This is a genomic window from Pseudonocardia terrae (assembly GCF_021343995.1).
In the GTDB taxonomy this organism is placed as follows: Bacteria; Actinomycetota; Actinomycetes; order Mycobacteriales; family Pseudonocardiaceae; genus Pseudonocardia; species Pseudonocardia terrae.
Genome location: NZ_JAJTTE010000018.1, coordinates 12,422 through 33,397, shown reverse-complemented (window position 1 = coordinate 33,397; position 20,976 = coordinate 12,422). Strand labels below are relative to the sequence as shown.

Annotated in this window: 25 protein-coding genes; 15 read left to right on the top strand and 10 right to left on the bottom strand. The window is 75.0% G+C overall.

The features are described from left to right. Positions 1–9: 9 nt before the first annotated feature. Complete coding sequence (locus tag LWC33_RS14185; RefSeq protein ID WP_233304835.1) at positions 10–1,284, top strand: MFS transporter; 1,275 nt, start codon at positions 10–12, stop codon at positions 1,282–1,284. Here LWC33_RS14185 and LWC33_RS14180 read toward each other — a convergent pair. Then, positions 1,196–2,170 (bottom strand): AraC family transcriptional regulator, encoded by a 975-nt coding sequence (locus LWC33_RS14180; protein WP_233304834.1) that lies wholly within the window; start codon positions 2,168–2,170, stop codon positions 1,196–1,198. The genes LWC33_RS14185 and LWC33_RS14180 overlap by 89 nt on opposite strands. Between LWC33_RS14180 and LWC33_RS14175 the strand changes: the two genes are divergently transcribed. The 4 genes from LWC33_RS14175 to LWC33_RS14160 all read left to right on the top strand — a co-directional run bounded on the left by LWC33_RS14175 (position 2,169) and on the right by LWC33_RS14160 (position 3,972). Then, entirely contained in the window at positions 2,169–2,612 is a 444-nt protein-coding gene (locus tag LWC33_RS14175) for an SDR family oxidoreductase (RefSeq protein WP_308190945.1), read from the top strand. The two genes, LWC33_RS14180 and LWC33_RS14175, sit on opposite strands and share 2 nt — an antisense overlap. After that, positions 2,552–3,160, top strand: coding sequence for a Rossmann-fold NAD(P)-binding domain-containing protein (locus LWC33_RS14170; RefSeq protein ID WP_233304832.1), 609 nt, complete (start codon positions 2,552–2,554; stop codon positions 3,158–3,160). Before LWC33_RS14175 ends, LWC33_RS14170 begins: the two co-directional genes overlap by 61 nt. Next, positions 3,157–3,594 (top strand): anthrone oxygenase family protein, encoded by a 438-nt coding sequence (locus LWC33_RS14165; RefSeq protein WP_233304831.1) that lies wholly within the window; start codon positions 3,157–3,159, stop codon positions 3,592–3,594. The genes LWC33_RS14170 and LWC33_RS14165 overlap by 4 nt, the downstream gene beginning before the upstream one ends. 102 nt (positions 3,595–3,696) lie before the next feature. Further along, positions 3,697–3,972, top strand: a complete 276-nt coding sequence (locus LWC33_RS14160) for a hypothetical protein (protein WP_233304830.1) — start codon at positions 3,697–3,699, stop codon at positions 3,970–3,972. A gap of 80 nt (positions 3,973–4,052) precedes the next feature. Here the strand turns inward: LWC33_RS14160 and LWC33_RS35995 are convergent, their stop codons facing one another. Genes LWC33_RS35995 through LWC33_RS14145 form a run of 3 tightly spaced genes read right to left on the bottom strand, consistent with a single transcriptional unit; the run spans position 4,053 to position 7,023 of the window. Next, positions 4,053–5,048 carry a Gfo/Idh/MocA family protein gene (locus LWC33_RS35995; protein WP_233304829.1) on the bottom strand — a complete coding sequence of 332 codons (996 nt, stop codon included), beginning with the start codon at positions 5,046–5,048 and terminating at the stop codon, positions 4,053–4,055. Beyond that, a complete protein-coding gene (locus LWC33_RS14150) occupies positions 5,045–6,511 on the bottom strand; it encodes a peptide MFS transporter (RefSeq protein ID WP_233304828.1) in 1,467 nt (488 codons plus the stop codon). Before LWC33_RS14150 ends, LWC33_RS35995 begins: the two co-directional genes overlap by 4 nt. 50 nt (positions 6,512–6,561) lie before the next feature. Further along, positions 6,562–7,023 (bottom strand): MarR family winged helix-turn-helix transcriptional regulator, encoded by a 462-nt coding sequence (locus LWC33_RS14145; RefSeq protein ID WP_233304827.1) that lies wholly within the window; start codon positions 7,021–7,023, stop codon positions 6,562–6,564. Between the two features lie 75 nt (positions 7,024–7,098). Here LWC33_RS14145 and LWC33_RS14140 point away from each other — a divergent pair, with 75 nt between their 5' ends. Both LWC33_RS14140 and LWC33_RS14135 read left to right on the top strand, forming a co-directional pair. Next, on the top strand, positions 7,099–7,845 hold the full coding sequence (locus LWC33_RS14140) for a DUF4386 domain-containing protein (protein ID WP_233304826.1): 747 nt from the start codon (positions 7,099–7,101) through the stop codon (positions 7,843–7,845). After that, positions 7,842–8,672, top strand: coding sequence for an LLM class flavin-dependent oxidoreductase (locus LWC33_RS14135; protein ID WP_233304825.1), 831 nt, complete (start codon positions 7,842–7,844; stop codon positions 8,670–8,672). The genes LWC33_RS14140 and LWC33_RS14135 overlap by 4 nt, the downstream gene beginning before the upstream one ends. Here the strand turns inward: LWC33_RS14135 and thpR are convergent. Beyond that, on the bottom strand, positions 8,659–9,207 hold the full coding sequence (thpR, locus tag LWC33_RS14130; RefSeq protein WP_233304824.1) for an RNA 2',3'-cyclic phosphodiesterase: 549 nt from the start codon (positions 9,205–9,207) through the stop codon (positions 8,659–8,661). The genes LWC33_RS14135 and thpR overlap by 14 nt on opposite strands. Before the next feature lie 97 nt (positions 9,208–9,304). On the opposite strand from thpR, the gene LWC33_RS14125 reads away from it, so the two are divergent. Both LWC33_RS14125 and LWC33_RS14120 read left to right on the top strand, forming a co-directional pair. Beyond that, positions 9,305–9,673 carry an MOSC N-terminal beta barrel domain-containing protein gene (locus LWC33_RS14125; protein ID WP_308190946.1) on the top strand — a complete coding sequence of 123 codons (369 nt, stop codon included), beginning with the start codon at positions 9,305–9,307 and terminating at the stop codon, positions 9,671–9,673. An 88-nt stretch (positions 9,674–9,761) separates the two neighbouring features. Continuing rightward, positions 9,762–11,429 carry an alkaline phosphatase family protein gene (locus LWC33_RS14120; RefSeq protein ID WP_233304823.1) on the top strand — a complete coding sequence of 556 codons (1,668 nt, stop codon included), beginning with the start codon at positions 9,762–9,764 and terminating at the stop codon, positions 11,427–11,429. Here the strand turns inward: LWC33_RS14120 and LWC33_RS14115 are convergent. After that, complete coding sequence (locus LWC33_RS14115) at positions 11,422–12,219, bottom strand: class I SAM-dependent methyltransferase (RefSeq protein ID WP_233304822.1); 798 nt, start codon at positions 12,217–12,219, stop codon at positions 11,422–11,424. The two genes, LWC33_RS14120 and LWC33_RS14115, sit on opposite strands and share 8 nt — an antisense overlap. 46 nt (positions 12,220–12,265) lie before the next feature. Here LWC33_RS14115 and LWC33_RS14110 point away from each other — a divergent pair, with 46 nt between their 5' ends. Next, positions 12,266–13,003, top strand: coding sequence for a CDP-alcohol phosphatidyltransferase family protein (locus tag LWC33_RS14110; RefSeq protein WP_233304821.1), 738 nt, complete (start codon positions 12,266–12,268; stop codon positions 13,001–13,003). On the opposite strand, the gene LWC33_RS14105 is transcribed toward LWC33_RS14110, so the two are convergent. Beyond that, positions 13,000–14,010 (bottom strand): phosphotransferase family protein, encoded by a 1,011-nt coding sequence (locus LWC33_RS14105; RefSeq protein WP_233304820.1) that lies wholly within the window; start codon positions 14,008–14,010, stop codon positions 13,000–13,002. The two genes, LWC33_RS14110 and LWC33_RS14105, sit on opposite strands and share 4 nt — an antisense overlap. A gap of 104 nt (positions 14,011–14,114) precedes the next feature. Between LWC33_RS14105 and LWC33_RS14100 the strand changes: the two genes are divergently transcribed. Then, entirely contained in the window at positions 14,115–14,717 is a 603-nt protein-coding gene (locus LWC33_RS14100; protein ID WP_233304819.1) for a TetR/AcrR family transcriptional regulator, read from the top strand. A 103-nt stretch (positions 14,718–14,820) separates the two neighbouring features. Beyond that, positions 14,821–15,540 (top strand): type 1 glutamine amidotransferase, encoded by a 720-nt coding sequence (locus LWC33_RS14095; protein ID WP_233304818.1) that lies wholly within the window; start codon positions 14,821–14,823, stop codon positions 15,538–15,540. Between the two features lie 43 nt (positions 15,541–15,583). On the opposite strand, the gene LWC33_RS14090 is transcribed toward LWC33_RS14095, so the two are convergent. After that, the gene (locus tag LWC33_RS14090; RefSeq protein WP_372476608.1) at positions 15,584–16,837 is read right to left on the bottom strand and encodes a cytochrome P450; all 1,254 of its coding nucleotides are present in this window, start codon (positions 16,835–16,837) and stop codon (positions 15,584–15,586) included. Between the two features lie 234 nt (positions 16,838–17,071). Between LWC33_RS14090 and LWC33_RS14085 the strand changes: the two genes are divergently transcribed. After that, positions 17,072–17,728 (top strand): TetR/AcrR family transcriptional regulator, encoded by a 657-nt coding sequence (locus LWC33_RS14085; RefSeq protein ID WP_233304817.1) that lies wholly within the window; start codon positions 17,072–17,074, stop codon positions 17,726–17,728. Here the strand turns inward: LWC33_RS14085 and LWC33_RS14080 are convergent. Both LWC33_RS14080 and LWC33_RS14075 read right to left on the bottom strand, forming a co-directional pair. Then, positions 17,638–18,519 carry a winged helix-turn-helix domain-containing protein gene (locus LWC33_RS14080; protein WP_233304816.1) on the bottom strand — a complete coding sequence of 294 codons (882 nt, stop codon included), beginning with the start codon at positions 18,517–18,519 and terminating at the stop codon, positions 17,638–17,640. The genes LWC33_RS14085 and LWC33_RS14080 overlap by 91 nt on opposite strands. A gap of 9 nt (positions 18,520–18,528) precedes the next feature. Beyond that, a complete protein-coding gene (locus LWC33_RS14075; RefSeq protein ID WP_233304815.1) occupies positions 18,529–19,218 on the bottom strand; it encodes a hypothetical protein in 690 nt (229 codons plus the stop codon). Positions 19,219–19,322: 104 nt separating this feature from the next. On the opposite strand from LWC33_RS14075, the gene LWC33_RS14070 reads away from it, so the two are divergent. Together LWC33_RS14070 and LWC33_RS14065 are read left to right on the top strand one after the other, a co-directional pair. Continuing rightward, the gene (locus tag LWC33_RS14070; protein ID WP_233304814.1) at positions 19,323–19,784 is read left to right on the top strand and encodes a MarR family winged helix-turn-helix transcriptional regulator; all 462 of its coding nucleotides are present in this window, start codon (positions 19,323–19,325) and stop codon (positions 19,782–19,784) included. Next, positions 19,781–20,956, top strand: coding sequence for a PP2C family protein-serine/threonine phosphatase (locus LWC33_RS14065; RefSeq protein WP_233304813.1), 1,176 nt, complete (start codon positions 19,781–19,783; stop codon positions 20,954–20,956). Before LWC33_RS14070 ends, LWC33_RS14065 begins: the two co-directional genes overlap by 4 nt. The last annotated feature ends 20 nt before the right edge of the window (positions 20,957–20,976 follow it).

Sequence of the window (20,976 nt, the reverse complement as noted above, 5' to 3'; positions counted from 1 at the left end):
GGTGCCGGGGTGCGGGGACGAGGGCATCGCGCGGTGCCGGGGTGGGTCGCGCTGTGGATCGTGGTCTTCGCCGTCGCCTACGGCACGAACGTCCCCACCCCGCTGCTCCTGCACTACCGCGCGACGCTCGGGTTCTCACCGACCGCGCTGACCGGCGCGTTCGGGGTCTACGCCGCGGGACTCGTGCCGGCCCTGCTGCTCGCCGGGCCGCTGTCCGACGCCGTCGGCCGGCGCCGGGTCGTCGTCCCGTTCGTGGCGCTGGCCCTGGTCACCACGCTGGCCTTCCTCGCCGTGCCCGTGGCGCCCTGGGTGCTGTTCGCGGGGCGGTTCCTGCAGGGCGCAGTGTCCGGGGTCGTGTTCAGCGTGGGCACGGCGTGGCTCGGCGAGCTGATGGCCGCGACCGGCGACGGCGGGGCGCGGGCCGCGCGGCTGACCGCCGTCGCGCTGGGCGGCGGCTGGGCCCTCGGCCCGCTGGTGTCCGGGGTGCTCGGCCAGTGGGCGGCCGGGCCCGCGGTGCTGCCCTACGTCGTGCACGTCGTCCTCATGCTGCCCGCGCTCGCGCTGCTCCGTCGGGTGCCGGAGACGCTCCCGCCCGAGCGGCGGCGCACCGGCGGACCGCCGGTGAACCTCGGCGTGCCCCCGGGGGCCGGGCGCGCGTTCGGCCTGGTGGTCGTGCCGATCGCGATCGGGGTGTTCACCTTCGCCGCGACCGCGGTCACCGTGCTGCCGCTGGAGCTGGAGCCGGTCATGCCCGGGATCGGCGTGGCCGTCACCGGGCTGGTGGCGGGGCTGACGATGGGAACCGGCGTGGTCGTCCAGCCGCTCGTCCGCCGCCTGGGGACGACGTGGGCCGGCGTGATCGCCCTCGCGCTCGGCGCGGCGGGGATCGGCCTCGGGCTGCTGGCCGACATCGGCGAGGTGTGGCCGCTCGTGCTGCCCGTGTCGGTCCTGCTCGGCCTGGCCTACGGGATCTGCCTCGCGACGGGCCTGACGCTGGTCGCCCGGCTGGCCGACCCGGCCGCCCGCGGTGCCCTCACCGGCACCTTCTACGCCTGCTCCTACCTCGGGTTCTTCGTCCCGCTGCTGCTCGCGGCCGTGGGCGGGGGGCACGGCTTCGTCCCCGGCCTCGCCGGGCTCGCGCTGGTGTCCGCGCTGGCTGCGGCCTGGCTCGCTACCCCGGCCGCGCGGGCGCTCGTCACCCCGCCGCCTCCCACTGCGCCAGAGCGTCGCGTTCCGCGAGGGCCCGCCGCGCCGCGCTCGGCGGCTCCCCCACCACCCGGCTGAAGCCCCGGCTGAACGCCGCCTCGGACCGGTAGCCGAGGTCCGCCGCGATCCGGGCCACCGTGTCCCCGCCGGCGAGCCGGTCCAGCGCGACGTGCATCCGCCAGCGCGTCACGTACGCCATCGCGGGCTCACCCACCAGCGCGGTGAAGCGGGCCGCGAACGCCGACCGGGACATCGCCACTTCGCCCGCCAGCGTCGCCACCGACCAGTCCCGCGCCGGGTCCCGGTGCACCAGCGCCAGCGCCCGCCCGATCTGCGGGTCCCCGAGCGCGCAGAGCCAGCCGGTGCGGGCCGCGGCGTCGGTCTCCATCCAGGTCCGGATGGCCTGGATGACCAGCACGTCGGCGAGCCGGGTGATCACGGCCTCGCCGCCGGGACGCAGCTCCTCGACCTCCAGCGCGATGAGCCGCAGGGTGTCGCGGAGGCGGTCGGTCAGCGGCGAGACCGGCACGTGGATCAGGTCCGGCAGCAGCCCGACGAGCGTGCGCGCGGCGGGATGGTCGAAGCGGACCGCGCCGCAGACCATCGTCGCGGGCGTCCCGCCGCCGCCGTGCCGGAGCACCGCGTAGCGCGAGTCCGGCATGTCGTGCGGGATCGCGAGGATCGACGGCGTCGACGCCCGCGGGTCGCTGCGCAGCACGTGCCCCTCGCCGCGCGGGACCAGGACGAGGTCGCCCTCCCCGAGCGCGCGCACGCCGTCGCCGACCTCGAGCAGGCACCCGCCCGCGGTCACGACGTGGAACCACAGGCAGCCCGGCATCGCGGGCAGCGTGAAGCCCCACGGGGCGGTGAGCTCCGAGCGGCAGTAGAAGGTGCCGCTCATCCGCAGCACGTGCAGGGCCTCGCCGACGGCGTCGGACGGGGTCCAGGGCGGGTGCAGCGCCATGGCACCACTCTCGCGGTGGTGGGCCGGCGAGTCCAGCCGGTCTGGACGATCGAGCAAGAAACCCGGATCGTTGGCGGTTCTCCGTCCTCGTCGTCGCCGTCAGGCTGGACGCACACCACCGAGGAAGGAACACGACATGATCACCGTTCTGGGCGCGACGGGGAACACCGGCGGACGGGTCGCGGCACGGCTCGCGGAGGCCGGCGAGCAGGTCCGGGCGGTCTCCCGCTCCGGGCGCCCCGTGCCCGGCGCCGAGCCGTGGCGGGGCGACGCCACCGACCGGGACTTCCTGACCCGCGCCTTCACCGGCGCCGGCGCGGCCTACGTGCTGGGGGGCCGTTCGACCTGTTCACGCCGGACTACCACGCGACGCAGGACCGGATGGGCGAGGCGGTCACCGCGGCGCTGCGCGCGGCCCGCGTGCCGTACGTCGTGGCGCTGAGCTCCCTGGGCGCCGAGGTCGGCGGGGGCACCGGCTACCTGACCGCGCTGCACCGCCAGGAGCAGCGGCTGCGCACCCTCGACGCCGACGTCCTGTTCCTGCGTCCCGGGCTGTTCTTCGAGTCGTTCCTGTACAGCCTCGACGCCATGCGGGCGGAGGGCTTGCACGCCGACACGATCGACCCGGACGTCCGGCTGCCGATGGTGGCGACCCGCGACGTCGGCGACGCGGCCGCCGACGCCCTGCTCACGCGCTCCCGCACCGGCGTGCGCGAGCTGCTGGGCCCGGCCGACCTGACCATGCCGGAGGCGCTGGCGGAGCTCGGGCCCCGGGTCGGGCTGCCGGGCCTCGGGTACGTCCGGGCGCCGGAGGAGGCCATGGTCGGCGCGCTCCGGCAGGTCGGGATGCCGGCCGACGTGGCGGCCCTGCACGTCGAGATGAACGCCGCCTTCAACTCCGGGCTCGTCCGGTCCTCCGGCCGGACCGCCGACGCGACCACGCCCACGACCGTCGCGGCGTGGGCCGACGGACTGGGGGTGGCGGCGTGATCAGCTCAATTCTCGTCACCCTGACGGCTATCGGGACCGCGCTGCTGGGCGGGCTGTTCCTGGCCTTCTCGGTCGCGGTGATGCCCGGCCTGCACCGGCGGCCGGCCGCGAAGGCCGCGGGCGCGATGCAGGCGATCAACCGGGCGATCGTGAACCCGGTGTTCGGCACGCTGTTCGTCGGGACCGGCATGGTCGCAGTGGTCACCGCGGTCCTTGCGGCGCTCGCCGGCTCCTGGCTCGTCGTGGCCGGGGCCGCACTCGCGGTGCTCGGCGCGCACGTGGTCACCGTCGCGGTGAACATCCCGCTGAACGCCGCGCTCGACCGGTCCGCGGCCGACGCCGAGGCGTGGGAACGCTTCGAGCGGCCGTGGAACCGCGCGCACACCGTGCGGACGCTGCTCACGGTGGCCGCGGCCGTACTGCTCGTGGTGTGACCGAGCGGGGGATGGCCCGGGGCGGGCGGACGGGGCAGAGTGGTTCCCCGGTCCGCTTCCCCCGGGCCCGTCCACCGTTCGGCACGACCCTCGGGGGAACCGGTGCATCCGTACGAGCGCCGCCGTCACGCCGCCCTGCGCGCGGACCAGGAGATCATCGGCCGGGCCGCGGCCTGGCTGCGGCACGACGCCGTCCAGGCCGGCTACGCGGGCCTCACGCATCCGGAGCACGCCTTCGGCCTCGCCTCGCTGCTCGACGAGATCGCCCTGCGGGCGGCCGACGACGAGCACCTGCGCGGCCACGCGGTCCGGGTCTGCCGGACCATGCTCGGCGACCGCATGGACATGCCGGCCACCCGTCGCACCCGCCGGCGCTGACGTGCGCGGTGGGTGGCGCCGGCACCACCCACCGCGTACCGCGAAGTTGTCCACAGGTCCGTCCACACCTGTGGATCGAACTACTGTTCGAGGTCCGCGGGCCCCTCGGCGACCGCCATGCCGAGCTTGTCGGCGACGCGGCCCATGATGTCCTGCACCGCCACGGTGTCGGCCAGCGGCATGACCGCACTCTCGGCCAGGCCCGCCTTCACACCCTCGGTGACCTCGGCGATCTCGTGCGAGTAGCCGGCGCCGGTCGCGGGGAGGTGGAGCTCCTCAGGCTCGTGGCCGTTGCGGTGCACGAGCAGGCGGGAGGGGTGGTGGAAGCGGGGCGGCACCTCGATCCAGCCGCCCGTGCCCACCACCCGCGCCATTCCCGGGGACTGGCAGCGCAGCGAGGCGAAGAGGGTCGCGCTGCGGCCCTCGGGGTAGCCGAGCAGGATCGCCTCCTCGACGTCGACGCCATCGGCGACCATCTGGCCGTGCACCGTGACCGTCTCGGGGTTGCCGAGCACCATCTGCGCGAACGAGATCGGGTAGACGGACAGGTCGAACAGGGCGCCGCCGCCGAGGGCGAGATTGTAGAAGCGGTCGTCGGGACTGCTGGGCTGCTGCGCGCCGAGATCGGCCTGGACGGCCATGACGTCGCCGATCGCCCCGTCGGCGATCAGCTCCCGCATCCGGGCGATCGCCGGCTGGAAGCGCGTCCACATCGCCTCCATCACGAACGCGCCGCGCTCCGCCGCGAGGGCCGCGATCTCCCGGGTCGCCTCGGGCGTCACGGTGAAGGCCTTCTCGACCAGCAGGGCCTTCCCCGCCCGCAGCCCGGCGAGCGCCACCGCACGGTGCAGCGGGTGCGGTGTGGCGATGTAGAGGACGTCGACCTCCGGGTCCTCGACGATCGCGCGGTAGGAGTCGTGCACGGTGCGCGCGCCGACATCGGCCGCGAACGCCGCCGCCCGCTCCTTCGACCGTGACGCGACCGCCACCACCTCGGCGTCGGGGACGTGGACGAAGTCCGCCGCGACCTTCCGCGCGATGCGCCCCGGCCCGACGATTCCCCAGCGAACGGTCACCTGACCCCCTCCATGAGCCGCTTGAGCAGCGGCGTCGTCAGCGCGAGCAGCACGCCGATCGCGATCGCGACGGCCCCGAGCACCCCGAAGTAGGCCCGCTCGGACTGCTCGCTGTAGAAGCCTGCCAGGGCCCCCGAGAGGGCCGTGCCCAGGGCGATCGACAGGAAGAACAGCCCGACCATCTGGGCCCGGAAGGCCTCCGGGGCGAGCTTCGTCGACACCGACAGCCCGACGGGCGAGAGCAACAGCTCGGCGATCGTGAACACGAACAGGATGCCGATCAGGCCGAGCAGCGGCGCACTGTTGGGGCCGCCGCCGGCCATCGGCAGGAACAGCAGGAAGGCCACGCCCATGATCGCCACGCCGAGCGCGAACTTCACCGGCGTGGACGGCTGCCGCGGACCGAGCTTCGTCCACAGGGCGGCGAACGCCCCGGAGAGCACGATGATGAAGATCGGGTTGATCGACTGGACCCAGGCGACCGGGAACTCCCAGCCGAAGAGGTTCCGGTCCAGGCGCTGGTCGGAGTAGATCGTGACCACCGTGAACTGCTGCTGGTAGAGCGACCAGAAGGCCGCGCTCGCGATCCACAGCGGGACGAACGCCAGCACCCGGCGCCGCTCGACGGGGGTCACCCGCCGGCTGCCGAGCATCAGGGCGAAGTAGCCGACGGCCGCCGCGCACGTCACGACGATCACCGCGAGGTCCAGCCGGTCCGCGCTCAGCACACCGGTGAAGGCCAGCACGAGGATCACCACGACCACGACCCCCGCGACGACGGCGGCGCGGAGGCGTTCGCGGCCGCCCAGCGGCGACGGGACCTCGTGCGCCTTCGGCGGCAGGTTCTTGCGCCGGATCGCGTACTGGATCAGACCGGCGGCCATGCCGACCGCGGCGAGGCCGAAGCCGAAGTGGAAGCCCGCGGTGGACTGCAGCAGGCCGGTGAGCAGCGGGCCGACCAGCGCACCGAGGTTGATCCCCAGGTAGAACAGGGAGAACCCGGCGTCGCGGCGCTCGTCGTCGGGCGCGTAGAGGGTGCCGACGAGGGAGGTCGCGTTCCCCTTGACCCCGCCGCTGCCCAGCGCGACCAGCACGAGCCCGACGCCGACCCCGGCCAGGCCCGGGATCACCGCGAGCGCGATGTGCCCGGCCATGACGACGATCGCCGCGTAGAAGAGGGTTCGTTCCGCACCCAGTACCCGGTCGGCGAGCCAGGTGCCCACGATGGTGGAGAGGTAGACCAGGCCGCCGTACGCCCCGACGATGCCGGTGGCGGTGGCCTGCGGGATCCCCAGTCCGCCCTGCTCGACGGAGTAGTACAGGTAGATCAGCAGGATGCCCTGCATGCCGTAGAAGGAGAATCTCTCCCACATCTCCACCCCGAACAGGGCGGACAGCAGGGACGGCTGGCCGAAGAAGCCGCGATCGGCGCGCTCCTGGGCCACCGGTGGTGCGTCGCTCATGCCCGACACCCTGTCACCGCAGGTGGGCGGGGGCACGCGCGGGCGAGGAACTACAGGCGCCGGTAGCCGGGGTGGACGCCCGGGGTGAGGCCGTGGGCGTCGGTCAGCCGGGTGAGCAGGTCGCGCAGGCGGGCCCGGTCGGCGGGGTCGAGCGGTCCGCAGATCGCGTCGTCGTGCGCGCGGCCGACCTCGGCGATCCGCTGCAGCAGGGCCTCGCCCGCCCGGGTGACGTGCAGGGCGTGGAGGCGGCGGTCGTCGGGGTTGCGGTGGCGCTCGACGAGGCCGCGCTCGTCGAGCCCGTCGACCAGTGCGACGAGCCGGCTGGGCGGGGTGCCGAGCAGCCGCGCGAGGGCCTGCTGTGACTGCCCGGGCTCGGCGGCGATCGCGCGCAGCAGCCCGGTCTGCGGCGGGTTCAGGTCGAGCTCCGCGATCCGCTCGGCGAACCGACCCGCCGCGAAGGCGCCCAGCTGGGCCAGTAGGAAGGCGGAACCGGGGCCGCTCGGGTCGATCACCCGGGAACCGTATCCCTTGACAAACCGTATACACAAGTGAACGATTTTCATCTGTAACGGATCAGAGGGGGAACGATGACCACGCCCGCCCACCCGTCCACCGACCGTCCGTCCACCGGCGGCCCGTCCACCGCCGGCCCGTCCAGCGCCCGGCCGGCCGACGCGCGCTCCGACCGCCAGGGCGGGCCTCCGCTCCTCGTGCCGGCGCTCGCCTTCGCCGCACTCACCGTCGCGGGCGCCGTGCTCGGCTCCTCGGGCCCGCGACCCGACACCGACGCGGCGGCCACGCTCGCCTGGACCGCCGCCCACGGCACGCTGCTGTCCGTCGGGGCCGCGGTGCTGCTCGGCTCGACGTTCCCGCTGGTCGTCTACGCCGCGACGGCGGTGCGGCGGCTGCGGCGTCTCGGCGTCTCCGCGCCCGGCCCCTCGATGGGCTACGCGGGGGCGGTGCTGGCCGCCGGTTCACTGGCCCTCAGCGGGCTCGTCGGCTGGGTCGCCGCGCAGACCGCCGGTCTGGGCGACGCCGCGCTGGCCCGCGTCCTGGCCTGGGTCTGGTTCGCGACGGGCGGGATCGGCTTCACGGCCCCGCTCGGCCTGCTGCTGCTCGGGTTGGGGGTGCCCGCGCTGATCCGCGGGCTCGTGCCGCGGTGGCTCGCGTGGGCCACGCTCGTGATCGGCGGCCTCGCCGTACTGAGCACGATCGCGCTGGTCACGGGGGTGCTCTACCCGCTGGTCCCGGTCGGCCGGTTCGGCGGCGTCGTCGTGCTGGTGGCGTTCGCCCTGGCCCTGCCGGCGACGCGGAACGGTGAGGTGACCCGATGAGCCGGCCGTTCCGCTTCGGGATCGTCGCGGCGCCGCAGGGACCGGGCGAGGCCTGGGCCGCCCGCGCCCGACGCGTCGCCGAGCTGGGCTACTCGACCCTGCTCACCCCGGACAACCTGCACCTGCACGCCCCGCTGCCCGCGCTCGCGACGGCCGCCGCGGCCGCGCCCGACCTCCGGGTGTGCCCGTTCGTGCTGGCCGGGCCGCTGCGGACGCCGCGCACCACGGCCTGGGAGGCGCACACGATGACCGCGCTGACCGGCGGCCGGTTCGACCTGGGCATCGGCACCGGCCGGCCCGACGCCCGCGCCGAGGCCGAGGCGCTCGGCATGCCCTGGGGCACCGCGGCCGAGCGGCTCGAGCAGGTCCGGGCGGCGATCACCGCGTTGCGCGAGCTCGACGGCCGCGCCGAGACCCCGGTCCACACCCCGGTGCTGATGGCCGCGTCCGGGCCGAAGGCCCTCGGCCTGGCCGCCGAGGTGGCCGACGTCGTGACCCTCGCGGCGCGGCCCACCACCCCCCGGCCGGAGGTGCGGCGGATGGCCGCGGACCTACGGTCCCGCGCCGGCGACCGCGACCTCGAGATCGCGATGAACGTCTTCGTGGTCGGCGACGAGATCCCGGAGTGGGCGGTCCGCTGGGCGGGCCCGGGCGCGGTGGAGGCGCTGCGCGCCCCGGACACCCTCGCGGTGCTGCGCGGCACGTCCGACGAGATGGTCGCCGAGCTCGAACGCCGCCGGGCCGAGCTGGGCGTGAGCTACCTGGCCGTGAGCGAGGCGTTCGCCGAGGCGCTGGCGCCGGTGGTGGAGCGGCTCACCGGTCGGTGAGGCCGCCGGCGAGCCGCCAGGTCGCGAGGTCGTCGTAGCGCGGGCCGGGGCGGCTGCGGACCAGGTGCAGCGTCTCGGCCCGCCACCGCCGTCCGGCGAACCCGGACAATGCCCGGACGACCTGGCCGAGCCCGCTCACCCCGCCCCGGCCGCGGGCCAGCGTGAGGTGGGCACGGAAGTCCCGGTCCTCGAGCGCGACGCCGGCGGTGCGGGCGGCCGCGGCCACCCCGGCGGCGAGGGCGGCGAGCGCGTCCGTGTCGCCGGCGAACCCGGTCCACAGCACCCGCTCGCCGAACCGCCCGGCGCCGGAGAGCGCGAGCTCGACCGGCGCGGAGCGGGCGGCGACGGCGGCCAGGCCCGCCCGCACCCCGTCGAGCGTCGGCTCGTCGATCTCGCCGAGGAAGGCGAGGGTGAGGTGCCACTGCTCCGGCGGCGTCCACCGGGCCACGCGGTGGTCCCGGCGCACCGCCGCCACGGCGTCGGCCAGCTCGGCGACCGCCTCCGGCGGCGGGACCAGGGCAACGAACGCGCGCACGGCCCGATCCTGCCGCCCGAGCCGCCGCCGCGCCGGTGATCAGGCTCGGGCGGGTGACGCTCGTCGTGAGCCGGCTGGCCCGGTACCCCGTGAAGTCCTGCCGGGGCACCGACCTCACGGAGGCCCGCGTCGACCGTGGGGACTGGCCGGCGACCGCCGCTGGATGGTCACCGAGCCCGACGGCACGTTCGTCACCGCCCGCGCACTGCCCCGGCTCGTGCTGGTCCGCCCCGAACCCGACGGCGAGGGCCTCGTCCTGCGGGGTCCCGGCGTCGCACCGCTGGCCGTGCCGGTGCCCGCGGGCGGCCCGCTCGTCGACGTCGAGGTGTGGCGCGACCGGGTCAAGGCCACTCGTCGCCGGCGAGGAGGCGGCCGCGTGGCTCACCTCGTGTTCGGGACGAACCTCGTGCCGGACACCCCCGGTGTGACGATCCGCACGGGCGACGAGGCGGAGCCGCTCGGCTGACGGGTGAACCGCGGCGGGCCGCCGCCCGTGTCCTCTGGTGCCGGCGCCCGCTCGGGGTACCGGTGCACCGCGCCGAGGAGTACCACGCATGACCGTGACCGCCCCGCCCGACACCGCGCCCCCGCCGGCGCCGCGCGACCGCCCGCGCCTGGCCCGGCGGGTCGGGTCGGTGCTGCTCACGGCGCTCGCCGCGGTGTTCGTGCTGGTCGCGCTCACCACGCCGGCGGAGGTCGTGCAGCTCGAGCCGCTCGCCTTCCTGCGGCTCCCGGTCGAGGGTCTCGCCGGGGCGGCGCTGCTGCTCGTGCTGCGTGGCCGGGCCCGCCGGGTCGTCGCGCTGGTCCTCGGGGCGCTGCTCGGCGTCCTGCTCCTGCTGCGGATCACCGACCTGGGCTTCCGTGCGGTGCTGGTCCGCCCCTTCGACCCCGTGCTCGACGGCGTGCTGCTCGGCAACGCCGTCGACTTCCTGAACGAGTCGTTCGGCCGGGCCGGCGGGCTCGCGGCGCTGGTCGCGGCGGGGCTGCTCGTCGTCGCGGTGCCGGTGCTGATGGCGCTGGCGGTGCGCCGGCTGGCGCGGCTCCTGGGTGAGCGCCGCCGGGTGAGCGCCGGGGTGCTCGCGTCCCTCACCGCGGCCTGGGTGGTGTGCGCGGTGCTCGCGGCGCAGCTCGCGCCCCCGGTCCCGTTCGCCTCCCGCAGCGCCGCCTCCCTGGCGTGGGCCACGGCGAAGCAGGTCCCGGTCAGCCTCGCCGACGAGCGCGAGTTCGCGCGGCAGTCCGCCGTCGACGTCTTCGGCGACACCCCGCCCGACCAGCTGCTCACGTCGCTGAAGGGCAAGGACGTCGTGGTCGCGTACGTGGAGAGCTACGGCCGCAGCGCCGTCGAGGACCCGCAGTACGCGGCCGGCGTCGGCGCGACGCTGGCGCAGGGCGACCGGGACCTCGCGTCCGCCGGGTTCGGCTCCCGCAGCGGCTGGCTGACCTCGCCGATCGCCGGCGGCGGCAGCTGGCTCGCCCACGCGACCTTCCTGTCCGGGCTGTGGATCGACAACCAGCAGCGCTACCGGAGCCTCACCTCCAGCAACCGGCTCACGCTGACCAAGGCGTTCCAGCGCGCGGACTGGCGCACTGCCGACGTGATGCCCGGGACCAACGAGCCCTGGCCCGAGGGGGACTTCTACGGCGTCGACCAGCACTACGACGTCCACGCCCTCGGCTACCACGGCCTGAACTACAGCTGGTCCCCGATGCCGGACCAGTTCGCACTGTCGAAGTTCCAGCAGCTCGAGTACGGCGTGCCCGGCCGCGGCCCGCTGATGAGCGAGGTCACGCTGACCTCCAGCCACGTGCCCTGGACCCCGGTGCCGACGATGCGGGACTGGAACTCCCTGGGCGACGGCAGCGTGTACGACGAGGAGGTGCGCGCCGCCGACCCGCCGGACACCGTGTGGAGCGACCCGGCCCGGGTGCGCGACAGCTACCGGCGCACGATCCAGTACTCGCTCGACTCGCTGGTGTCGTGGGTGAAGAACTACGGCAACGACAACCTCGTGCTGATCGTGCTCGGCGACCACCAGGCCGCCCCGATCATCACCGGCGGCAGCCCGAACCACGACGTCCCGATCTCGGTCGTCACCAAGGACAGATCGGTGCTCGACAAGGTCGCCGGGTGGCAGTGGCAGCCGGGGCTGAAGCCCGCCCCCGAGGCGCCGGTCTGGCGGATGGACGCCTTCCGCGACCGGTTCCTCGACACGTTCAGGTGAGGGCCAGCAGGTCGACGTGCCCGACCTCGGCCCGCAGCTCGCCCGCGGCGAGGGCCATGAGTCGTCGTCGCAGGTAGGGGCCGGCCTCCCCGGCCAGGGCGGGCTCGTGCTCGCACGCGGCGGCGATCCAGCCGCGCAGCCACTCCTCGGTGAGCTCCGGGTGCGCGGGCCCGAGCCGCCAGGGGCTCGGCCGGGTCGTCACGGTGGCGCCGAGGGCATGGAACGCCTCGGCCGCCACCGCGCCGGCGTCGGGCCCGAGCAGCCGGTGGCCGGCGACGACCCGGCGCTGGTGGGCGTCGAACGCGGCGGCCAGCCGGGCGTCGAGCGGCTCGGCCGGGGTCAGGCGGGCGCCGCCCGTCACGGACAGGGTGAACAGCGCCGCGGCACCGGCCTCGACGCAGAGCCGGGCGAGCCGGTGCACCTCCTCCGCGGTGAGCAGGTCGAGCAGGGCCGAGCAGGTCACCAGCGTGGTGCCCGTGAGATCGGTGAGCGCGGCCAGGTCACCCTGCACCGGCTCGCCGGGGACGCTCTCCGCCGCGATCGCCAGCAGCCGCGGGTCGCGGTCGTGCAGGAACCACCGTTGGGGGCGGGGCAGCCGCGGGGCGAGCCAGCGACCCATCGACCCGCTGCCGCACCCGAGGTCGCGGACCACGAGCGGCGGCTCCAGGGCGCGCAGGGGCGCGACGAGGTCGGCGGCCCGGGCCTCGGCGTCGGCCGGCTCCCGCAGGGCCAGCCAGTCCGGTGCACACACCGGCGATCCCGGGGTACTCAGCTTCGCGTCCCACTCCATCCGCGCCTCCGTTGAACCGTCGCCGCCACCCGTCCGTGTAGCGAGTGTGTACCTGCAGAGCCCCCTGACGACGTCCCCCGGCACGGCCCTGCCGCTCGACCGGCAGCAGGCCGCCGCGGCCGTCCTCCAGCTCGTGCTGCTCGCCGCGCTCACGACGGCGGCCGGCCTCGGTCCCGCCGGGTGGCTGGCCGGGGTCGCCTACGCGGCCGGGCTGCACGCACTGCTCGCCGGCGCGGCCCGGCGCGCGGGCACGGGGGCCCTGGGGCCCGCCGACCTGGTCACGCTCGGCCGGGCGGTGCTGATCGGGGGCGTGACGGCCCTCGTCGTCGACGGGATCGGGTCGGCCGAGCCGGCGGTGGTCCCGCTCGTCGGACTGGCCACGGTCGCGCTGGCGCTCGACTTCGTCGACGGGCGGGTGGCCCGGCGCACCGGCACCGTGAGCGCCCTGGGCGCGCGGTTCGACATGGAGACCGACGCCTACCTGCTGCTCGTGCTGAGCGTGCAGGTCGCCGCCGTGACCGGGCCCTGGGTGCTGGCCATCGGCGGGCTGCGGTACGCGTTCGTCGCCGCCGGCTGGCTGCTGCCGTGGCTGACCGGCAGCCTCCCGGCCCGGTTCTCCGCGAAGGCCGTGGCCGCGGCGCAGGGGATCGTGCTCGTCGTCGCGGCGGCCGGCATCCTGCCGGTGGCGGTCGCCGTCGAGCTCCTGGCCGTGGCCCTCACCGCGCTGGCGTGGTCCTTCGGCCGCGACACCCTGCTGCTGTACCGGACCCGCGTGGCGAGCTAGCTCCCGAGTGCCCGGACGCCGGCGGCCGCGAGGGGCTCGACCGCGCCGCCGACCGTCTCGAAGCCCTCGCCGAGGGTCTGCCCCGCCACGAACCGGGCGTGGATGCCCTCGGCGATCACGGCCGCCTTGAAGTAGCCGAGGGCCAGGTAGAAGTGCCAGTCGGCGACGTCGCGACCGGAGGTCTTGGCGTAGCGCGCCGCCAGGTCGTCGGCCGCGGGCATGCGGGTCGAGGTGGCCGCCGCCCCGCCCGCGAGCACCGGGTCGAAGGCCGGGTCGGAGTAGGCGATGTGCAGGCCGAGGTCCGAGAGCGGGTCGCCGAGCGTGGACATCTCCCAGTCCACGAGGGCGCGCACCTCGGTGACGTCCGTGGGCCCGAGGATCGCGTTGTCGATGCGGAAGTCGCCGTGCACGATCGACGCGCCGGACTCCTCCGGAGTGATCGCGGCGAGCCGCTCGTGGAGGGTCTCGACGTCCGGGAGCGGCCGCGTCTGCACCCGCGTCCACTGGTCGTACCAGCGCCGGACCTGCCGGCCGAGGTAGCCCTGCGCCTTCCCGAACCTCTCCAGCCCGACCGAGGCCGGGTCGACGGCGTGCAGCGCGGCCAGGGCGTCGATCAGCGCGAAGGCGCAGTCGTGCACCTCGGCGTCGGTGAGGGCGTCGAGCTCGTCACGGGTGCGGACGACCCGGCCGTCCACGAACTCGACGACCGCGAACGGCGCCCCGATCACCGAGTCGTCCTCGCACTGCACGATCGGGCGCGCGACCGGCACGCCGTGCCCGTACAGCGCCGCGACCACGGTGTACTCGCGCTTCATGTCGTGCGCCGAGGGCGTGAGCCCCCCGAGCGGGGGCCGGCGCAGCACCCAGGTCGAGGTGCCGTCGGTGAGCCGGTAGGTGAGGTTGGAGCGGCCGCCGTGCAGCAGCTCGGCGGTCAGCGGGCCGGTGCCCGGGACGTGCTCCTCGACGTACGCCTGGAGCTTCGGCAGGTCGAGTCCCTGCACGGCCACGGTGCCTCCTCGGTTCGACGGCTAACGGCTGCTAGCCATCGGACCATACGACGAGGGGTACTGTCACGGTCGCGGCTATCACTCGTTAGCCGGGAGGGGGTGCCATGGGAACGGGGACCACGGCGACTGCGGGAACCACGGGGACCACGGGCCCCGCGATCCGCGCGGCCGCGCTCGGGCTGTTCGCCGCCCGCGGCTACGAGGGCACCACGATGGCCGACATCGGCGCGGCCGTGGGCATCCGCGGGCCGAGCCTCTACAAGCACGTCGCGTCGAAGCAGGACCTGCTCGTCGAGCTCATGACCGCCACCATGGACGGGCTGCTGGAGCTGCACCGCAGGGCGGTGGCCGGCACGGACGACCCGGTCGAGCGGCTGCGCCGGGCCGTCGACGCGCACATCCGCTTCCACGCCCGGCACCGGCTCGAGGCCTTCGTCGGCGCCAGCGAGATGCGCAGCCTGGACGAACCGCACCGCGGGACGGTCCTCGGCAAGCGGGCCGAGTACGAGCGCGCCTTCCGACGGTTGGTGGAGGACGGGGTCGCCGCCGGGCGGTTCCGCGTGCCCTCGGCCCGCCTGGCCTCCTACGCGATCCTCGACCTCGGCATGGGCCTCGCCACCTGGTACCGCGAGGAGGGCGAGCTCAGCGAGAACGAGGTGGTGTGGCAGCAGACGGAGTTCGCGCTCCGGCTGGTGGGGGCGGGGTAGGGGGCCCCGGCGCGGTTCGCCCGGCATCCGCTGTGCCGCGTCCCACGCCGGTCCCGGGGCCGCGGGGTGGACGCGAGGGGCGGCGAACCGGTAGCCACGGGGCATGCCCCGCGCACTCGCCCCCCGCGCACTCGTCCTCGTCCACGAGACCGACCCGGTCCGGCAGCACCGGATCCCGGGGACCGTCCTGCCCGCCCTCGCCGAGCTCGGCGTCGAGGCGGAGATCGGAACCTTCCTGGGCGGCGGGCGGGTACCGGACCCGGCCGACCGCGACCTCGTCGTGGTCATGGGCTCCGCGCACGCCGCCTACGACGACGACCTGCCCTGGCTCGCGCCCGAGCTGGCGTTCCTGCGCCGGGCCGTCGAGGTCGACACGCCCGTGCTGGGCATCTGCTTCGGTGGGCAGGCGCTCGCCCGGGCGCTGGGCGGGACCGTCGGGCGGGCGCCCGGGCCGGAGCGCGGGCTCGTCGACCTCGACACGCTCCGCCCGGACGTGCTCCTGGCCGGGCGGTGGATGGAGTTCCACTACGACGCCTTCACCCTGCCGCCCGGCGCGGAGGAGCTGTCCCGCAACGCCGTCGCCCTGCAGGCCTTCGCCTCCGGGCCCCACCTCGGCCTGCAGTTCCACCCCGAGATCACGCCCGACGTGTTCGCGGCCTGGTCCGAGTCCTGGTCACCCGAGGTGGCCGCGGCCGTCGCCGCCGAGGTGGACCTCGACGCGGTGCGGGCCGAGCTGACCACCCGCGCCGACGACCTCGCCGGCGCCTGCCGCGCCGTGGTCGCCGGCTTCCTCGCCCGGGCGGACCTGCCCTCCGCGGCGTGAGATCGGGACGGGCGCAGCGGGTCGACGACCCGGGCGCGAAGGATCAGCGCACCAGGACCGGCAGCTTCTCCACCCCGTAGACGATCGAGGCGTCCCGGAACTCCAGCTGGTCGGCCGGCACCGCCAGCCGCAGGTCGGGGAAGCGGCGGAACAGGGCCGGGTAGGCGGCGCGCAGCTCCATCCGGGCCAGCTCGGCGCCGATGCAGCGGTGGATGCCGTGGCCGAAGGCGTAGTGCGAGGCCGGCGCGCGGTGCGGGTCGAAGGCCTCCAGGTCCTCGCCGTCCCGGTCGGCCGAGAGCAGCGAGCAGATCACCCCGTCGCCCGCCTTCACCGCGACCCCACCGATCTCGACGTCGCGGGTGGCGAAACGCGGGAACGCCACCTGGACGACCGTGAGGTAGCGCAGCAGCTCCTCGACCACCGGCCCCGCGTCCCCCTCGCGGACGATCCGGGCGGCCTCCGGGTCCTCCATCAGCGCGATGCTGCCGAGCGCGAGCATCGATGCCGTGGTCTCGAACCCGCCGGTGAGGACGCCGTCGGCGAGCCCGGCGAGCTCCTCGTCGTCGACCCGGTCGCCGTGCTCCCGGATGATCATGCCGAGCAGCCCGTCGGTCGGCTCGTCGCGCTGCTTCTTGACCTGCTCGCGCAGGAAGACCAGCGAGTCCGAGATCGCGCCGAGCGAGGCGCTGGCCCCGCCGAGCAGGTCGAACCGTGCGGTGGCGACCTCCTGGAACGCCTCGCGCTCGGCGTACGGCACCCCGAGCAGCTCGCAGATCACGAGCGAGGGGATCGGCAGCGCGAACTCCTCGACGAGGTCGACCGGGCCCGGGGCGGCGTCCATCCGGTCGAGGCACTCCCCCACGATCTCCTCGATGCGCGGGGTGAGCCGGGCGAGCCGGCGCATCGTGAACTCGGGCGTGAGGACCTTGCGCAGCCGGGTGTGCACGGGCGGGTCGGAGAAGCCCAGGCCGCCGGGGTTCTCGCTCTCGGCCATCCCGACCTGCACGGCGAGGTGGTTGAAGTCGCTGGAGTAGGTGTCGACCGAGCCGAGGACGGACCGGACCTCGTCCCGCCCGGTGACCAGCCAGACGTCGATCTTCAGCGGCAGGTCGAGGCGGCTGACCGGCGCGGCCTCCCGCGACTCGGCCAGGGCCGCGATCGGGTCGAGCCCGTCGCGGCGCAGCGGCATGAGCGCGGAGTCGGGCAGCAACGACCCCAGGTCGAGTCCCTTCCGGTTCATGCGGGCCAGCTGACGGCGGACGAGCCAGGACGCGATGCGTGCTCGGAGCGTGGGCACGCGGCCGACCCTAGCGGGGGCCCGTGGACGGACCGGTGCAAGCACCGCTACGACGCTGAGACACCCCTGAGACGGCATTCAGGGGAAGCGCGGTCCCGGTCACCGGACCGGGACCACGCTCGACCGCACCACGCGACGTCCGTGCCGACCCCCCGTCGGTTCACCCACCGGCACGGCGCGTTGCTAGTACGGCTGTACCAGAACCTACCTGCCACGCCGTGGTACACAAAGCCCGTGCCCCGCCTCGCCGACCACGACGCCAGGCGGGCCGGGATCGTCGAGGCGCTCTGGCTCGTGCTGCGGCGCGACGGGATCGCCGGGGTGTCGGTGCGCACGGTCGCCGCCGAGGCGGGCCTGTCCCCCACGGCCCTGCGGTACTACTTCCCGACGCAGGACGCCCTGCTCCAGACGGCGATGGTCGAGACGGTGACGAGCGGCGCGGCCCGGGTGGTGCCGCTGCTGGTGGAGGCGGCGGACCGCAAGGGCGTGGAGCGGATGCTGCTCGCGCTGCTGCCCGTCGACGAGCGGCAGCGCGCCGACCCCGAGATCTACCTGGCCCTCGCGGCGCACGCCCGGTCGTCGCCGGCGCTGGCGGCGATCAGCGAGGAGACCGGCGCCGGGATCCGCCGGTTGGCCCGCCGGGCCGTCGGGATCCTGGAGGGCAGCGGTGAGCTGCGGGCGGACCTGGACCCCCGGACCGCCGCCTGCTGCCTCGACGCGCTGCTCCAGGGCCTGATCTTCCAGGGCTGCGCACGGCCGTGCCTCACCTCGCCGGAGGAGATCCGCCGGACGCTGACCGGCTACCTCGACCAGATCTGCGGCTGGTCACCGACCCCGACAGTGGGCGGGCGAGCCGGACCCGGAGCCGTCCCCGGCGAGGAGGAAGGCTGATCGGGCGTCGGGTTCGGCCCTGGGTGCGCGACCTTGTACCCGAGGGAGCGCACGGTCAGCACGAGAGTCGGCTCGTCCGGATTCGGCTCGATCTTGCACCGCAGCCGCCTGACGTGGACGTCGAGCAGTCGAGTGTCGCCGACATAGCGGTAGCCCCAGACCCGCCGCAACAGGTCCTCGCGGGACACGACGCGACCGCGCGCAGAGGCCAGTTGGAGGAGCAGCCGGAACTCGGTCGGGGTCAGATGGATCTCGACCGCATCCCGTCCGCTGCTGCGCCGGACCACGCGTTCGTCCGGTCGGATCTCGAGGTCCCCGACACTCAGCCGACTGGTCGCGGAGCCGTTGTGGCATCGGCGCAGCCGGGCCCGGATCCGCGCGGCCAGCACGTCGGCGAGGACGGGTCTGCTCACGTAGTCGTCCGCGCCGGCCTCGAGCCCGGCGATGACGTCCTCGCTGTCCGGGCGCCCGATGATGATGATCGGAAGATCGCCGGCGGCGCGCAGCTGCCGGCACACCGTCAGCCCGGCCATCCCGGGCAGCATCAGGTCCAGCAGGACGAGATCGACGGGGCTCCGCCCGACCGCGTCCAGGGCGTCCTCCCCGCACGCGGTGAGCACGTCGAATCCCTCGTCGGCGAGGGCCACGCCGAGGGCGCACCGAAATGGGGCGTCGTCGTCGATCAGGAGCACCGTGGTCGGCGGATCCGACGTGATCGGTGGATCCGACTCGCAGGTCGGGGCGCGCTCCGTCGACTGCGCTGGAGCGGCGATCCGTTCGGTCGACGCCATCCGGCACGCTCACCCTTCCCTGCGCCGATGCGCGGGTGCGACAACGCGGCCCCGTTCGACGTCGCCGCGTCGGTCGCGGCACCCTGACCGCTGGCTGCGCAGTTCGGTGAGCAGTGCCCCGATGGTCGTGAACCGGCACAGCTGTCCGAGGAGCTGACGCTCGAGCTGGGGAAGCTGCAGGTCCGGATCGGCGATCACGTCGACGGGAAGGTGGTGATCTCCCGCTGCCCGGCAGGCGTGACGCAACCCGGCGAGCCCGGCAGTGCTGGCGTCCTCGACAGCGGTCAGGTCGATGACGATGTGGCTGGGCCGGCAGCCGGTGGGCCGGCCGACGTCGGGCCTGCCGTCGTCCGGGCGGCCGTCGTCCGGGCGGCTGTCGTCGGAACGGAGCTGGTCGAGGCCGGCGAGCCGTGCCTCGGCGTCGACCACACTGAGCAGGCGCGCGCCCGCCTGCTGGTCGAGGACCTCGCTGACCTGGACGACGTGCACCACGGGCGCGAGCGGGGCGTCCCGTGCTGTCGGCCCGGTGGAGGCGAGCGGGCCGCCGGGGTCGGCCAGGACGTACTGGGCCACCAGTACGTTGCCGGTCACGCTCAGGACATCGGCGGTGAACGGGTCGTGAGGCTTGTGCCGCTCGTGCGCACCCGTGAACGCGGGTGCTTGCGCGTCATCGGCCCGAGGGTTCACCGCGGCGACCATGTCGCCGTTGTACCAGCGATTCGTGCAGACTGCACGACATGCACATCGCAAACGTCGGGGTGAGGAGTGCGAGGAGGGTGGCGAGGACGCAGGACACTGGTCGTGTGGCTTCACCGAGTGACGCCGGGGGTGACTACGCCGCCGAACTCGAAGTGGCCGCTCGCGGCTTGCTCGAGGTCAGCGTCGCCGCTCTCGGGCGGCTGGACGAGACGGTCGGTCCGGGGCAGCTGCGCGCGCTGCAGGCCCTCGCGCGCCTGGGCCGGGTCAACGTCAGCGCTCTCGCCGCGGATCTCGAGCTGTTGCCCTCGACCGCGAGCAGGCTCAGCGACCGGTTGACCGCAGCCGGGCTCATCAGTCGCCAGGTGTCCCCGACGAACCGGCGCGCCACCCTGCTCGAGCTCACTCCCGCCGGGCGCCGGATGCTGGACGAGTTCGCGGGCGTACGGGCGCGGGCGTTGGCCGAGGTGGCCGGGCGGATGACCGAGCAGGACCGGGCGGCGCTGCTGCGCGGTGCCCGCGCCTTCACCGTCGCCCTGGGCGAGCAGGCCGGCGGGGCGGCGCCGTGAGCGGATGGCTCGCCCGCGCCTGCGCCACGCTCGTCGAGCATGCACTGCGCGGTGCCGGTCCGCAGTTGCCCCTGACCGCGACCCGGGCGGTCCGCGCCGAGCTCGGTGCCGAGCGCATCGAACTGCGGCTGGTCGACCGCACCTTCCGCTTCCTGCATCCCGCCGGTTCGGCGCCTTCCGACGGCGCCCTGGACCGGCTGCTCGTGACCGAGACCGAGGCGGGCCGGGCGCTGACGACCGGCCGGGTTCAGCGCGTGCCCGCCGCACATGCCACCCACGTGCCCGTCGCCGTGCGCGGCCACGCCCTCGGTGTCCTGACCGTCTACGACCTCGACCCGTTGCCGGGCACCGACGCCGAGCTGACCCGCCTGGGCGAGGTCCTGGCGTTGTTGCTGTTCCAGGCCGACGCCGTGACCGACGCTCTCGAGACCCGCCGTCGCGCCTACGACTACAGCATCAACGCCGAACTGCAGTGGCAGCTGCTGCCCCCGCCCGGACTGAGCACCCCGAGCTTCGCGGTGCACGCGCTCATCGAGCCCGCCCCGCGGGTGACCACCGACCTCTACGACTGGTCCCACGACGAGGACACGGTCTGGCTGGCGGTGCTCGACGCGACCGGGCGCGGCATCGGCGCCACCCAGGTCGCCGACCTCGCGGTCGCCGCGCTGCGCAATGCCCGGCGCCTCGGCGTACCGCTGGCCGAGCAGGCCGGCCTCACCGACCAGGCCCTCTACGACCGCCACCACGGCCACGGGTCCGTGCAGGGCCTCCTGGTCCAGATCGACCTCGCCACCGGCACCGCGCTGGCCGTGCACGCCGGGTCGGCCGTGGCCCTGCGCCGTCGCGGCACCACCGTCACCGAACTCGCGCTCGAGGCGCAGTACCCGCTCGGCCTCGTCGAGCGCCCGCCCTACCGCGCTCATGCGATCGATCTGCGCGCCGGGGACGCGCTGCTCCTCGCCTCCGACGGCGCTCTGTCCGCCGCCGACGTGGTCGGCGCCCCCTACGGCCTCGGCCGCATCATCGATGAACTCGCCGCCGGCCGGCCCGACCTCGTCGACCTCCCACGCCGGCTCGCGGGCGCCCTGCGCCGCCATGTCGGGGGCGACCTGGCCGAGGACGCCACCTTCCTGCTCTTCGACTGGTTCGCTCCCTCGGCCCCGGGCGCGTAGGTCGCGACCGACGCAGCGAC